The sequence below is a fragment of the Pseudomonas sp. RV120224-01b genome (genome assembly GCF_003208145.1).
GTDB classification, from domain to species: domain Bacteria; phylum Pseudomonadota; class Gammaproteobacteria; order Pseudomonadales; family Pseudomonadaceae; genus Aquipseudomonas; species Aquipseudomonas monteilii.
Window position 1 is genome coordinate 165,123 of sequence record NZ_QKMQ01000007.1, and the last position, 15,597, is coordinate 180,719.

The 15,597-nt window shown below is 52.2% G+C and carries 7 protein-coding genes; 1 reads left to right on the forward strand and 6 read right to left on the reverse strand.

The features are described from left to right. Window positions 1–58: 58 nt before the first annotated feature. The 3 genes from ggt to N436_RS13540 form a co-directional block, all read right to left on the reverse strand. Complete coding sequence (gene ggt, locus N436_RS13530; protein WP_110741279.1) at window positions 59–1,915, reverse strand: gamma-glutamyltransferase; 1,857 nt, start codon at window positions 1,913–1,915, stop codon at window positions 59–61. A gap of 212 nt (window positions 1,916–2,127) precedes the next feature. After that, complete coding sequence (locus tag N436_RS13535) at window positions 2,128–2,832, reverse strand: aspartate/glutamate racemase family protein (protein WP_110741280.1); 705 nt, start codon at window positions 2,830–2,832, stop codon at window positions 2,128–2,130. Beyond that, complete coding sequence (locus N436_RS13540) at window positions 2,819–3,589, reverse strand: glutamine amidotransferase (RefSeq protein WP_110741281.1); 771 nt, start codon at window positions 3,587–3,589, stop codon at window positions 2,819–2,821. The genes N436_RS13535 and N436_RS13540 overlap by 14 nt, the downstream gene beginning before the upstream one ends. Before the next feature lie 190 nt (window positions 3,590–3,779). Here N436_RS13540 and N436_RS13545 point away from each other — a divergent pair, with 190 nt between their 5' ends. Beyond that, window positions 3,780–4,640 carry a LysR family transcriptional regulator gene (locus tag N436_RS13545; RefSeq protein ID WP_110741282.1) on the forward strand — a complete coding sequence of 287 codons (861 nt, stop codon included), beginning with the start codon at window positions 3,780–3,782 and terminating at the stop codon, window positions 4,638–4,640. A 169-nt stretch (window positions 4,641–4,809) separates the two neighbouring features. Here N436_RS13545 and N436_RS28410 read toward each other — a convergent pair whose 3' ends face one another. From N436_RS28410 to N436_RS13560, 3 genes are all read right to left on the reverse strand, one after another. After that, on the reverse strand, window positions 4,810–8,820 hold the full coding sequence (locus tag N436_RS28410; RefSeq protein ID WP_146232434.1) for an NACHT domain-containing NTPase: 4,011 nt from the start codon (window positions 8,818–8,820) through the stop codon (window positions 4,810–4,812). A gap of 209 nt (window positions 8,821–9,029) precedes the next feature. Beyond that, window positions 9,030–12,989 (reverse strand): DUF4365 domain-containing protein, encoded by a 3,960-nt coding sequence (locus N436_RS13555; protein WP_110741284.1) that lies wholly within the window; start codon window positions 12,987–12,989, stop codon window positions 9,030–9,032. 142 nt (window positions 12,990–13,131) lie between these two features. Next, window positions 13,132–14,649, reverse strand: a complete 1,518-nt coding sequence (locus N436_RS13560; protein WP_146232433.1) for an Hsp70 family protein — start codon at window positions 14,647–14,649, stop codon at window positions 13,132–13,134. Between the last annotated feature and the right edge of the window lie 948 nt (window positions 14,650–15,597).

Genomic DNA, 15,597 nt, shown 5'->3' on the forward strand with positions numbered 1-15,597 from the left:
GGCCTGGTGGTAATTCACCAAGCCTCTTCCAATCAGGCATCAATCATCAGTTGCAGGATCAATCGCCCAGCGCAGTTCCTTCACGACGTGGGTCTGCACCTGCCACCCACCCATTCCCATGTCTACGAATGATCTGGGTGCCACTCGTCATCTCAACAGGTGTCACGTCATGTCCCCGATCCTTCAGTTGCTGAACCAGAGTACTACTGACCATACCTGACTCCACCTCAGTGCCCACGTTACGACTTCCGAAATTTGGAAGGTTGATAGCGTCCTGCGGGTTGAGATTCCAGTCCAGCATGCCAACCAGCGCCTTGTTCACGTACTCGATGATTTGGGAACCACCGGGCGAACCCACGGTGGCAATCAGCTTCCCACTTTCACTCTCGAAGACCAGGGTCGGCGCCATGGAAGAACGAGGCCTTTTACCTGGCTCGACCCGGTTAGCCACGGGTTTGCCATTCTCGCTGGGAATGAACGAGAAATCGGTCAGCTGGTTGTTGAGTACGAAGCCATTGACCATGATGTGTGAACCAAAGGCGGCCTCCACCGATGTCGTCATGGAAATTGCGCCCCCGTGATCGTCCACTGCTGCAATTTGCGAGGTTGATATTCGCAAGGGTGACCGATCTGGAGCTAATACCGTGTTCATCCCAGGTGGAACGCCTGCAGTTGCGACGCCCATGCTCGTGTCGCTGACCAGCGATGACCGATCCGAGAGATAACCCTTGTTGGTAAGTCCCCAGACATTGACCGGCACATAGTCTGGATCCGCGAGGTACAGCGCACGGTCTGCATACGCTAGGCGCTCGGCTTCTGCGACCAGATGAACTGCCTGTGCGGTGGGTTCGGCTCCAGCATCAGTTTGTTGCGGCAGCATTTTCGCAAGATCAAGCGCTGGAGACTTACGCTGGAGAGCTTCGAGGATGCTCAGCGTCTGCAGGACAGCAACGCCCCCAGATGACGGAGGCGGCATACCGCATACGTTCCAGGCTTTGTAAGCGCCGCAGACAGGCTCTCTCTCCTTGGCCTGATATGTGCTGAGGTCATTAAGCGACAATGTCCCTGCAGTCTTGTGCCCATTGACCTTCTCAACAATGGCCCGCGCATTGGCACCATGATAGAAGGCATCGGCGCCCTGATTAGCGATCGCTGTCAGCGTCTCGGCAAGGGCCGGATTTTTGAGCCGGAACCCGACAGGTAATGGTTTGCCCTCTGCGGTCAGGAAGTACTTCGCGAGGTCGGGAGATTCGACAATGAACTTATCTGCCGCAATCTGCGCACTCAAGCGCTTGGAAACGGGAAAGCCCTCACGGGCCAGCTTGATTGCAGGTTGAAACAAATCGCGCCAAGGGAGTTTCCCGTGTTGCTGGTGAGCCATTTCCAGCGCACGCAGCACTCCAGGTACACCTACAGACCGCCCCCCTATCTGAGCTTCGGTGAAAGCCATCGGAGTGCCGTCCGGCTTCAAGAAGATACGATTATGAGCACCGCCTGGCGCGCTCTCGCGCCCGTCGTACGCCTGCGCCCGCTTTCCATCCCAATACATGATGAAGGCACCACCACCGATGCCGCTGGCTTGTGGTTCTACCAAGCTGAGCACTGCCTGCATCGCGATCGCTGCATCGATCGCCGCCCCCCCTTTTCGGAGCATCTCCTGGCCAGCCTCAGTGGCCAACGGGTTAGCGGATGCCGCCATGTGCCGCTGTGCATACACAGGCGCCATACCGGATCTATAACCTGAAGCAATCTCCGGGGCCGGGGGCAGTTCCGCTCGCTTCTGTAGCGGCGGCTTGTCAGTGCCACATCCGACCACCAGCGCAGCCAGTGCGGTTAATCCGATCGTGTAGATCAAGTGCTTTTTTATAGTTGGATTATTCAAAACCAGCTCCACATTTAACGCCGCCTCGTCCATCCGAGGACGCCACGCTTACCGTCAGTGACTTGTGATCCATATGCCTTCAGGCAATCAACAAACGCGTTGATCAAGACCTGTTCAGCCGAGCTCCATCACTGCATCGCTGCTACCTGAAAGCCCGGCCAAGCATCCGCTCCTTTACACACCCAGTACATTGCTGAAATGGACAGGACATATGCGAATTTTGACGATTTCGGTTAACTGCCAGGTCAGGCCAAGTCAGCAACGGCAAAGGCCACGGCTGCGTCCACATGAATGGCGGTGGAGTCATAACCTGGCAAAGGCAGCTTGTCCGTTTCCAGAATCATGCAAATCTCGGTGCACCCAAAAATAACGGAATCAGCACCCTGAGCTTTGGCCTTCGCAATGATAGAAACGAGCACTTCTCGCGACTCGTCGCGAACCACACCCACGCTCAGCTCTTCAAAAATAATGTCGTGAATTCGGCCACGGTCGTCTGCCTCCGGAACCATCACATCGACCCCGCACGATTTCATTCGAGCCGGGTAGAACCCATTTTCCATGGTGTAGCGAGTGGCAATAAGCAATGGCTTGCTTTTGCCTGTGGCTTTCAGCTGCTCCGCGACGGCGTCCACGATATGAATGAAAGGCAGCGTGGTGGCCGCAGCCACTGCGTCGGCTACCAAGTGCATGGTGACCGCACAGATCATGATGCAGCCAGCACCTCCAGCCTCTAGGCCCCGAGCGACCTGCGCTAGGTGCTCACCAGCTTCCTCCCATCGCCCGGACTTCTGCATGTCGACGATGTTTTGAAAATCGACGGAGTGAAGCAAAACTTCTGCGGAGTGAAGCCCTCCCAAACGCTTGTTGATAGCTTCATTGATCTTGCGGTAATAGACAGCCGAGCCCTCAAAACTCATACCACCAATCAGTCCAACTTTACGCAATGACATGGGTCTTCTCCTGTTGAAATTCTATGAGGTTGAGGGGATCGCTGCGTTCGATGAATCTCAAAAGCAGTCGTTTGGCCTCGGGCGTCTCACCGAGCACTGCCAGCAAAGCAGTCGGGTCTTTGCCTTCAGACTCCAGTGAGGCAGCTCGGCGACGAATGCAGGCCGCAGCGATCTCCGGCGAGAACTCGGGATGAAACTGCGTTGAAATCGCGTTGACTCCGTAACGGACAATCTGGTGTGGGTCATGCTCTGAGAAACCCAATACCTGAGCACCAGCGGGCAGGTGTGTGATGGTTTGCAGATGGGTGAGATGAGCGGAGAAGCGCTTCGGCCAATCCTGCAGCAACGGATCGTTACGGCTCGCTGCCGTGAGATGGATCTCTTGCAAACCAATCTCACAACCACCTGGGTGATAGTCGACCGTGCCGCCTAGCGCATGGGCCATGAGCTGGTGGCCGTAACAGACGCCAAAAAGGGGCATCTCGATTGCCATGGCGTCACGGATCCACTGGGCGAGCGCTTCGCTCCATGGATGTTTGTCGGTGACCATCGACCATGACCCCGTGATGATTGCAACTCGGCTGGCATCGGGTGCTGGTAGCGGCTCCCCTTGATAGATGGGGATGATCTCAAGAGACGCTAACGACACTCCCAGCGCATCAATGAACCAAGTGGAGATGTCTCCCACGACGGAGGACACATCGTCAGGAGGCGTCCCGGCTTGAAGAATTAGAACTGAAGTCACAGGTGAGAACACTCCGGTCTTGGTGAGTCGGCGCCTCGATCCTACCCAGCTCAACTACGACTTAATACTGAATTGTTATGCTGAACCATTCACTAAAACTGAATGATTACGTGGTTTTCAGCAAGCATAGGCCAGATCAAGGGCCCCCAAACGCTTCTTGCCCGGAGACCCATTTGCGCGTACCGTTCTCTCCATGAGAACTATGGATCTAGATGATCTTCACATTTTTCGCTCCGTCGTTCAGGAGGGCGGGGTCGCGCGCGCTGCCAAGAGGCTAAACCGTGTGCCGTCCAACGTGACAACGCGGGTGAAGCAGCTCGAAGAACGACTTGGGGTGACGTTGTTCCGCCGGCAAGGGCGTAATCTGGCGCTTACAGACACGGGACGGACGTTACTGAGGCATGCCGAGCGACTCCTCCAACTGGCTGAGATAGCAGAGCAGGAAATCCAGTCTGGCATTGTGGGTGGCGTTCTGAGGCTTGGCTCTCTGGAGAGCACTGCGGGTGCCAGGCTGCCCCCTTTCCTTTCCACCTTCCACAGCCTCCACCCAGAGATCAGTATTGAACTGCACTCTGGAATCACTGAATCGCTGCTGCAGAAGCTAGAAGGATATGAGATCGACGCAGCGTTCGTCGCAGAGCCGTTCGAAAAAGATCGGTTTTCAAGCGTTCCGGTTTTTGAAGATAGGCTGACCCTTATTTCAGCGAAAAGGCACAAACCAATCACTTCTGCTCATGACCTAAGTGGCAGGACGATTGTAGTTTTCCCGCACGGCTGCTCTTATCGGCGCAGACTCACTGATTGGTTGGCCGAGGAGGGAGTTTCGCCAGGTAAAATCCTGGAATTTGGTTCCTACCACGCGATTGTGGCCTGTGTAGCAGCTGGAACAGGTATAGGCATCATCTCAGAAGCACTCCTCGACAACGCAGTGCTTAGTGACAGCGTCCAGCGCCATCCATTGCCAGGAATACTCGCCAGAAGCCGCACCCATTTGGTTTGGAGTGGAGAAGTATCACCTCCACTTGAAGCATTCATGGCGCTTCTTCCTACCCTGAACATGTAAAGCGAGGCGCGCTTTCAGACACGGACAGACCAGATCGTAAGCAATTCGAAATAACGAGATTTTTTGTTCTTTGCACCTGCTTCTATTTTTTGCCACCAAGCTACTCAGGATACTAGCCACGACACCGCCGGCATGCCCCAAGCGCTAAATACCTTGGGTTCGGACATCATTAATTCCTAGCAGAAAGGTCGACAACCACAACTTGTATTCTACCACGTCGCTCCTGCGGAATCAGCTCAACCAGATAAATCTGCATTTCTTCGGCAGACCTGGGAGCACAAATCCCTTGAGGCGGCTTTGCTGGTAACTTTCTACTTGAAACCCCAAACCCAAACCATAATACGCAATAAATTCCACATTGTTCAGAACGCCAATCCATCAAATATTGTTTATCCAGCTGACTACTTGCCGCATGCCAAACATCTGGATGCCATTGCCCTTTAACCTCCAAAGGCAATTGCAAATTCCCACAACGAAAAGCGAGGTCGACACGCTTATCCTCGGGCATATCAGCCTCACTCAACAATGAAACATTATATCTTTCAAGCCTAGGCCGTAACATTTCCGCCAAATGATCACGACAGCGATTTTCTTCCCTCGGTTCTTTATTGTCAGTCCAAAATACGCGCACTGGATCAAACTCATCGCCCTTTAAGATCCGCTGAACAACTGCAAGCTCCTCTAGGATTAATGTCTTTAGGTCCTCAGCATTACAGGGTGGCCCACCCTGTAGAAGCAGCTTCAGAACTTCAGGTCTGATGGATCTAAACATCTCATCACTATGTTTTTGTATTTGGCTAGCTTGTGCATGCACTAAAAGATCGCTATAAGTATCGTGAGGCTCCGCAACCAAACGCGAGATTGACATGCACGCGCCCTCGGTTGTTTCCTGACTCAGTCGTTCGATGAGTAATGCAATAAACGCAGATGCCTCGCCGGCCCTACTACTCGACAAGCTATTGTCTGAACTTACAACTGGCCACAAACGCCGAAATTGCGAAACTATCCATTCGGCTTGACTGATACTGTGATCCACTAAACGCCGACTGTGCTCAATAGTAAAGACATCGCGCAAGTGCCATAAGAGCCCCGGCCCCCCAAGCTGACAATGGAATTCATCTATCACACTTTCGAAATCTATTAGAAGCTTTAGAGCCAACCATTTCAGATCAAATTCTGACCTATCTGCGTTTAGAAACACTCGATCATTAGCAATTAGCCGCAATCGGCAAGATTCACCAGATACCATTAGAAAATGGTAAAATTTCTTTTCCACCCCAGCATCTAGAGAGAGCGGCTTCGAAAGCCACTCTAGCGCCAGCTTAATCGCAGTAGATCTCCAGCACTCCATCGTAATCAGGCGAATTATCCCTGGCACATCGCCCCGACCTTCCAATATCGCTGCTTCTAACCAGAGTCGCGCAAAAGCTTCACGCTCGCTTTCTGTTTTCAACAAAATAGCTTCGAGCTTCTGGGTAAGATTTTGGTGATCTGGCTGATTGGGTATGAACCCCTGACTATAACATAACAACAGCCCAACCTTAAGTACATCAAGGGACAGATTGGAAAACTCTAAGCCCTCACGAAATCGGTAAAGCAACGCTGAAAATATCGAATAGTTCGAAACATTACAGAGATTCTGAGACAACTCTCTAGCGACTTTTTCGGGAGAAGGAAAGTCAGGTCGGTACAATACACACTTAAAACCTGTCAACACATCACGAGCCAGCGACTTTCCCCAAAAAATATTCAAACGCTCCAATGCCGGCGGTTGTGCATGAAAAAGATGCCGTTCTCCTAGATAGTGCCTAGCGGGCAGTTCTAAAAATTTTAGATCTCCTTCGCGGAGCAGATCTCTTCTCTGCTGATATTTACAGCGCAATGAACGCTTTTCTAGAATTTTTCTTCTACGCTTCTGCAAAGCATCTGAGGTTGTACGACCCTGAGATTCCGCAGCAGAATGTTTGAGGAGCTCTATTCTACTCTGGATAAAATCTGCAAGCTCGGGGCATCCAGCCTCGAACTTTAGGCTTGCTTCACGCAACTTAGAACTAATACCACAAGACTGGGCCGCAGACGCAATCAAACCCTTCCAATCTTCACGACTTGACGAATCCAGATTACTAAACCCAGCAAATAGACTTATGAAATAAACGTAGTCATCAGCAGTAAGCCCGACTAATCGAGCGTCCAGAACAGTTGCCTGATGATAAATAAAATACTTACGCGCAGGTCCGAACAGAGCATGGTATTGAACAGCACGTCGAAGTTCTTGATTAACGCTTATTAAGTGCAACAGAGACGACATTGCCGGCCCATTGCGATCTGCATGAGAGAGCAAAGCTAGCCACCCCCAAACAACCTCAGGATTATGATGAGAAACTAGCTTTTCTTCAATTGCCCGCCCCACAAGTGAGGCTATCAACTCATATATCTCTAAAGTTGACGAAAAATCACTCGCATTAACAAGCCCAATACGATCAGAAAGTAAATCCAGAACGATTTTCAATATTGAACTGGGGACGCGACTGGGCAACGATGCATATTCACCCAATCTGTACCCTAGGATCTCAACAGGTCGAGCCACTTCGCAAAAAAGCAAACCCAGCCTCGCTAGTGTGACCTCAACGATTAGTTCAGCCCTAACTGCAAAACCATGCATCTCAATAATCAGATACGCTAGCTCTGATGAGTCACGAGTAGCCTGAAGCAATAGTTCCTCTACATGAGCCTCCCACTCCGCCGCACTACATACTGCCTCTAATGCAACTGCCGAAGCGTAGCGCTCGTGTATTGAGCGTTTAATGCACAACATAACATCGCATAGAGTGCCTTTCATTGGACTAACAAGTGAAGTCCCTCTGACACCATCCAAGAGCAATGATGTCAAATCCGAATTGCCCCCTGAAGCAATAATAGACTCGATATCACTCGACAGGACCTCTAACATCAAGCCCTTGACCGAAATGCCTTTCCGATAATTATTATGTAAATACGGATCAGACTTAGAAAAATCCCGAAGAGATTTCAATAGATGTTTCTTTTGGGAAGTGGTCAACACTGTCACGTCAGCGTACAGCACTACCCCGAAAGGATCGGCGGCTATAATACTTGCTGCAAGTTCCTGTTTATGAACAGCAAGCCAGGCATGCAACCCTCTAAAGCTAGCTGGCACTCTCCCACTACTTTGAAACTGGGCCAGTAGTCGACGCTGCTTGCGGGGGTCGTCAACCTGTCGACTCAACCACCGCGCGCCCAAGTACTCTGAAATCACTCTATGTATTGGTTTTGCGCGATACAGTCCATCGCTGCTGAACAATTTGCAGCGTACAACTGCTTCGGAAAACTCTCTATCGATAAGCACTGAAAGCTCTGCGAGTGCAATATCGCTTTCGACCAGAGATATAGGTCTAGCGAGTCCAATCGCCTCTTTACCGGACAAAAGCAATCCGGCCATGAGTGCCCCTGCAATATCGAGAACCTCCTCAGCGGTCAGCTGTCTAAGTGTATCCACAGCACGTATTTTATTGTGTTCTACCCAAAGCAATCTACAGACTCGCTCGAACAAATCCACTCGCGACTTTGGTAATTGTCGGTCGGCTTTTGCAACCTCACCGATCATTTTAAGAGTTAAAGGATTTTGATATAGCTCAGACATGCACTCGAAATCCATTTGCTCCAGCACTTCAACCGCCAGGTTGACGCCAAGCAGTTCAGCGAGAAGTCTTTCCGCTTCACTCCGATTCAAAGGTTCAAGATAAAACACTATCGTTTTATCACGATACACTTCTCCAAGCTTCGAAAGCGCATAATCCGGCCACTCACGAGCTCTGCATGCCAGAATAAAAACTGGGTGACCCATGTCCTCCAACTGCGCCAGAACCCCGTCAACTGCTGCATATTCATCATTGGAGATAGCCTCATCAAAACTATCAATCAACAGAGGGTTCTCTGACATCCCTTTCTGTAGCCGGTTAGATCGTCGGATGAATCGATTTGCCGACACAGCCTTACTTCCCAGCATGTTAGCCAGCGAGTCAATCAAACTAGACTTGCCCATACCAGGCTCACCTAAAATGATCTTGGGACCTTTGATGGCGAACAATTCAGTTTCATCTACAAAAAGTTTCTTCCCTTCAACGTAATAGCTGAGTTTTCGCGAAACATAAATATCGGTCATTTCCGGCATTCTCTCCATTGCAACCGGGTCTCAATACGTACTATTCCGCCTGCTTCGTCGCTCCAACAGCAGCAAACGGGTACACACAGACTGTAGTCCGTCCTTTTGACCGAAGCGCTCACATTATCAAAAGACATGGTAATATTTTGCCCGACACACCAGGCCAACACTAGCATCGCCCACAAGGCCAAGTTTAGAAGCGAAACATATCATGCTCTTGTGTATCCAGAGTCCTGCTGCGCCAGCCCCTTAGAAAAAGCGTTATAAAAAATACGTGCCTCGACTGACCCGTTCGGCAGGCATTTGATGAGAGCAGAAAACACCTCACCCCCCAGACCCAACGTACCGTGTTGTAAGCGAGCACACTCGCCGCCTAACGCCCGTATTGCCAACGCTATTTTAGTGTCATCAAGATGCCCATGATGCCACTCAACAATCAAAAGATAGACTTCCCAGAGCCGCTTCCCCGCCCTCCCCTCTAAGAACCGGATACTCGCCGCAAAGGTTACGAGTTGAGTAATCGCTCGCAGGGCTTTATCTGGAGCATCTTTACTCATTCCAGCCTTCACAAACCACTGAATCATAACTGCTGCGATTGCAGTATCAGATATCGGATCCAGGGTGAGCATCAAAGCAAGCAGCGCAGCAGCATGTTTCATGGTTTTCTGAAAGGAAAGCCGATAATCCCACACTGCAGAGACCAGCATTTTGAACTCAAGGTCACCGTCAAGAACCTGAATGCCTTGACTTACGTCCGTCACCTGCAAAAGCTCCAAAGGAAGAAGTGCAATAAAATCCTTCCAGCTGACCATAAGACCGACATTCCACTGACAGAGCAGTGCAACCTTACGGGCCTTTTGTCTGTTATCTAGAAGTCCCGAATCGACTAGGCTGTCGAGCACATCAAGGGTGCAGATACCGTCAGGCTCAGCCCCTCGGGCGCAAAACACTCGAAAGATTGCGTCGTCAGAATAAAGCCTGAATTCCGCCGCTTGATCCGCACAAATATCCGCGATATGGGAGTTCCCTCGACCAACCACGGCATATTTTTCTTTATCACGGTCCATCGTGGATGACGACGGTTGAAGAATCGAGCTCAAGTGCGGCCTCAGCGCCTGCTGTAACGCCAGACACTTGTTATGCCCGGGACTGCCGAACATGGGGCTCGAAAGCTCCATCAACTCTTCCAGAGTCGCTTTGGACACAGCGATGGTGCCGAAGAAAGCCACTACTTGATCAATCAGCTCCAGATCGAGAAGAATCAGCAAGGCCGTGAAGTCCAACAGAGGTACACGCTCGCGCAGTTCTTTCTGCGTCAGGATCGGCCGATCTGAATCCATTGTCATTGCAAGATGATATTTCACGTCATCACGGGTCGACGCCTTGGCAATCTCCCAGAGATGTACCACATCAGAGATCGATGAAAGAGCAAAGCGTGGTCGCCAAGAAAAAGGAACCGGGGTCGAACCCTGCTGCAATCCTTTTTCAAGCTTCCTTTGCAAAGCCTCCCCAGCTTCCGTGATACCCGCCAGGGACTTGAGGGCTGACAAAAACTCTTCATGAGACCAATCCGCTCGAATCTCACCTCTTCGCAGAATCTTGGAGTTCGGGAATTTTTCGAAGAACGCCGACGCTCTCTCTTGAAAGCGTTCACGATGCGTGACAACGTCTCCATCGGCATCGCCTAAAGGCGCCGCTAGCACCATCAGTAGGAAAGCCCCCTCCTGTTGCTCATCGTTTCGATCAATCATCTCTCCGATTTTTAGCGCCAATGCGTAGAGCCTGGCACTCGCAGGATCAGCCAGATGGATCAACGAGTAGAGCGTTCTCATGCATTCGAGACGCTGCGCTCTGGATTCGGCCACTTCTAGGAAGCGTTCCGCAGCATCGATCGCTTCGCTCACATAGCCACACCGCGTCGCGATAGTGACATAAGTATCCAGCGCAACATGGTCTGTTGAGCCTGAGGCAAGAAGAGTGGCTAGACGTTCACGTGCCGCGCCAGATCGACCAAGGTGATCAAGCGCCAGCGCTTCGAACGCCAGCATGCGATCCCCGGCCTCCGCACGAACCTTTCCCCCTTGGCACAGATTCAGCAACACGGACCAGTCTTTTAACGTGATCAGCGCCAACCCAACCCGAACCGCCATCACGGGTGACAGCAGGTTCTCTTGGGTAATTCGCTCTGCGACCTGAACACAGAGTCGCGCATCTTCCATCTGAGTCGGATTCAACTCCTGCAACAGCGTGAGAGCTAGGTCTTGAGGGTAACCGAGTTGCTCATAGCAGGTGTGCAATGTGCGTAGCGCTTCACTCCTCCCAATCTGATTCTGCTCTAGGCCCAAATGATATTGCGCAAGCGCGGCAAAGCCCCGCAGGCTAGGGTCACACTGGAGTTCGTCCAGCCAGACTCGCACAAGGTCTGGCAGCACCATCTTCTGCGCCGACAAGATGGCCGCAACGGCCGCCGTGCCAAAGCGAGGATGCAGACGATCACAGGAGTCATAACACTTCTGGAAGCTCTGCACGGAAAGGCGATGCTTGCCAGTGGAGTGAAACAGGAGTGTTGCCCACAGACTGTTGATCCCGGAGGGTGGCAACGAGCCGTTTGCCTTAAGTGCCAATTCATAATCACCACACTCCACGGCGACAATTCGAAGCGCCTCCTGTAGGCCGGGCAATTGTGGGCGCGCCGTGGTTGCCTCGACCAACAGCGGTAGAATTTCCGGCCCCTTGCCCAAGGCAAGCGCGGTCGACGGCCAGATATCAGAAAGGTGTTCGATGTTAGATTGCCACCCTGCAGCCCTGAACGACTCCACTCCCGCGTTAACCGCCGTCCACACCTCCAGAAGCATCACCGGGTCGACACCAGGAAGACCAGAGGCCGGGATAAAAGGAAACTCGGCGTCTAAGGCTCCAGCATGAGCCAACGCGAACTTAGCCCGAGCGTTGTAAAGGAGGAGCGTTTGCCCCACAGAGGAGAGCGAGTCGGCGAACGCAAGCCCATGATCGCAGCAATTCACGACAGCGCTATGCGCACCATTGAGCAGATGAGCTAGGGCTGTTGCACAGGAGCGCTCAGGCTCCGGCAGTTCCTCGGCGATCTCAACCGCCCTCCGATAATCCCCTTGGATAGCGGCAAGACGCGAGCGGGTGACAATAATCAGCGGATCGTCTCCCTGAAGCTGCTCCACCAGTTCGGGCAACGTTTCAAAGGCATTGTCAAAGCGGAGTCGGATCTCGGCCTCGCACCAGGCAGCTTGATACTTCGGCAATGGATTCAGTTGATAAGCACGTTGGTAGGCCGCGCTTGCGGGCTCATCTGCACCCGACTCCACATGCCAGTTACCTTGCAGGCACCAATATTCAGCTTCTTCGAGAACAGTAGCCCCTTCCAGCATTCGCTCAGCGGCGTCGAGGTGAATGCGAGCACGCTCAAGAGCATTCGATAAAAGGTCGGTCCTCGCCTGGTTGAGCTGCCATGCAAGAGATCCCTGCGCCGGGGCGATCCAGTGACCTTGCGCCGGTGCTGCAAGGGCTTCGATAAAGGAGGCCCCTCGTGCGGTAATCCCCTGTGTCGCTCCTTGTACCAGCGACAACCGTTCCTCCGAAGGCATACCCGGGTGGGTCTGTTCAGTATGTCCACCCAACAGATGACCAACGCGTGAATAGTCATTTTGCTGACCGATCTCTGACGACAAATCGGTCTTTCTATTGAGAAGGTTTTTCCGAGGTGCCTTGAGGGTTACGGACTTCTGCTCAGCGGGCAAATCCGACACATTAATCCGGCGCAACTCCTCATGAATCCAGACGTAGTGCAGAGGGCAGTCAACCGGATCCTCATCAACAGATAAATCGCAGATCACCAGGAGGATAGGTTCGACGACACGATTGTAGTACCTGACCGTCGAGGCCTTTAACGCGACCGAGATGAACTCTCCGTCCGCGGAAATCGACGGCGAGCGTGTGCCTTTGAGTTGGATACGAAAGACGTCGGTGACCTGTTGGTTTGGCGTTGTCTGGACTTGATAGTCGAACCCGTAGTCATCAGTCCCTTCCAAGCCCTGAATACGCCAATGCTGGGGACGTCGTGCCCGGAGACAAGAGTCCGCATCTGCATTGATATCGTGCTGATCACCGGTTTGAGGCAGAGGTCCTTCTACTGGCATGCGACAATCTCCGAGGACTCAGTGGGGCTGCTACAATTTCGGCGGTGCGCTTGGATAAGTCCAGGGATGCAGGTGGTGTGGTGGTACGAAGTTGCCCACATTGATAGAGGACTTTCAGCCGTGATTTGATGAAGTGGCCTGGTCATTTCGCATGAATTTCAGAGGCCGTCTGGTGCACCGTGGCCGCATGCATCGCCAAGCCACCTACTACCCCTAGCGACGCATCTCCATGGTGTACTTCACTACCTGAAAAGTGACGTTTGACAGCCTCTGCGATATAGGGCGCTCGCGACATGCCACCGGTAAGGAACACAATTGGGGCCCGGCCAGCGGTCGCCGCACTCACCTGACTGAGCAACTCATTGAAGGATCGCATGTACCTCTCATATCCAAACTCCAGATCAGATCTCCCCGCCTTAGCTAGAAGCCCCTTCTGCACGTAATCGAGAGAAACCTCTGCTTCGACTTCTGAACTGAGAGCAATCTTGAGCCTTTCTACGTCACGATTGATCCTGACAGTGACTCCATACCGCTGTAGCGCAAGCAAACGCTTCTTGTAGGGAGCTTTGATCGAATCAACGTTTACTTTTCGAAAGGCCGCTTGCCGGTTCTGGTCGCTGACCGTGGCGGCGTCAACGTAAAAGGGCGCAAGCAGGCGACAGTCATTTTTTCCAAATAATGGCATTACCGCGCGAAGAGAAAGGCCAAGATCCACATCGGTGCCTCCCTTAGCTAGACCCCAACTGGCGTCTAGTTTCGGAGCCCCCTTCTGACCACCGATATACCCAAGAGCGATATCAGTTGTACCACCTCCTACATCCACGACTACCGCAAACTGAGGCTCTAGGAAAGCCATGTGATAGGTAATTGCGGCTGCCGCGGGCTCTGCCAAGAAATCTACTGATTTGAATCCGGCACGATGTGCTGCTTCGCGCAGCAGTTCCACTGCCTGGTCACTTCCCTCTGGCCCCATGGAGCTTCTAAATACAACAGGCCTACCGATAGTGGCTTCAGTGACATCGACGCCCAATTGCTCAGAAGCCGCATGCCGGACGTGCTTGAGGACATTTGAGACGATTTTCACTATCGCTTCGCGCTGCGGAGCCGCTAGCCTGAAGCCAAGCATGGATTTCGGAGACTGGATGAGCCGCCCTTCCTCATACCAGAAGAATTCCTCAATCGCGTCTTCGCCAAAAACTGCTGATTCGTCCACGTTAATCGAGCTGGCCCTACCCGCCTCCCTCTGCTCATGGGCCCAATAGCGTCGAGCTGCGGCAATGGTCGCTCTCCGAATTTCTGCAGCCAAAGGCAATACAGGCCTCTTCAACTCCGAGGTAACCAAGGAAATTTGAGCCTGTGCTTCCTCTTGAGTAATGTCCCCATTTTTCGCTAGCGACCGATAGTGGAACCGGATTTTGCTGGTTGCCTCGTCATATTCTTCGAGAGCCTTCGTATACGCCACCGTCGAAGCACTGAGGTTGTCGCGGACCTGCTGCTCATAGGCGTCTGGCCGGAAAAGTTCCCAGTCAACAGACTTTTCCGGTATGAATACCGCAGTTCGAAACTGGCTGTCGCCGCCGAAGGAAATATGTCGAAGCTCACCGTCTATGTAGGCAGCTGCTGCGGTGTAGCTCGTTCCAAAATCGATCCCTATGCGCATGGTCATCCTAGACATTCAAAGCGGAGGTCGCAGAACCCACCTCCTAACGTTACCGGGGCGTAGGCAATATGCTATCACTTTCAGTCCGGTTACAATCGGGGTTTCACATTTAGGATCACCCCTTTCAAGGTCTTTGGAAAAACACCCAATATCTGATCATTTTTTGACCGCAAGGGATGTTTCCTAGGCCAAATTCAACTGGTTTTTTTGTGAATTGCAGCCTGAGATTTACGTAGGACGCGATTTCAGCCAAAGACCTTGAAAGGGATGACATTTAGGATGTCTGAACTTATCCATGCGCAGCCGCATACTGTGTCAGATGCCGGGCGCCTTGGTATCGCTTCGCGCTCCACCCGGAATACCGCTGAAGCCCAAGACATGACAAATGCCGCTCCTCTATGACCATGTCTATACCGTAAGCAGATCAGCAAAGCCACCTGAAGGCGGGAAAGTCGATACGCAAAGAGCCACCGACGGTCCGCCATGGAGGTACACTGAAGTCCAGGGTGCCCCCTCAACAGCTTTCAGAAATCGCCATTATCCATCACACGCCCTGCTAGAGGTGTCGAGGGGTACTTCTGGGGGTACATTTCTGCTTATGTACACCAGAAACACTGCTCTAGAGGCCTATCAAGATGTTCTTTGGCAGCGATGAAAACATGTGAGTCAAAAGCCTGGAAAAGCTTGAGTGTTGCCCCGTGCTTTGGGTTACCAAATTTCTAATCACTGTACGAAAGTGGTTTGGCTTGCCTGAAAGCCTTTGAATCGCATATCGCGGCAAGAAATGGCCTGCTCCAAGAGCAGGCGGACACCCAACTAACCAGTGGGAGTCTGGGGATCCCGATAGCCTTTAAGCGCAAACAGTTCGTCTGATCATTTCTGCCTTTCACGGATCATGGGGATCAATCCTCTTCCAGAGAATTGCCAAACTTGGGGACATTTCTGGGG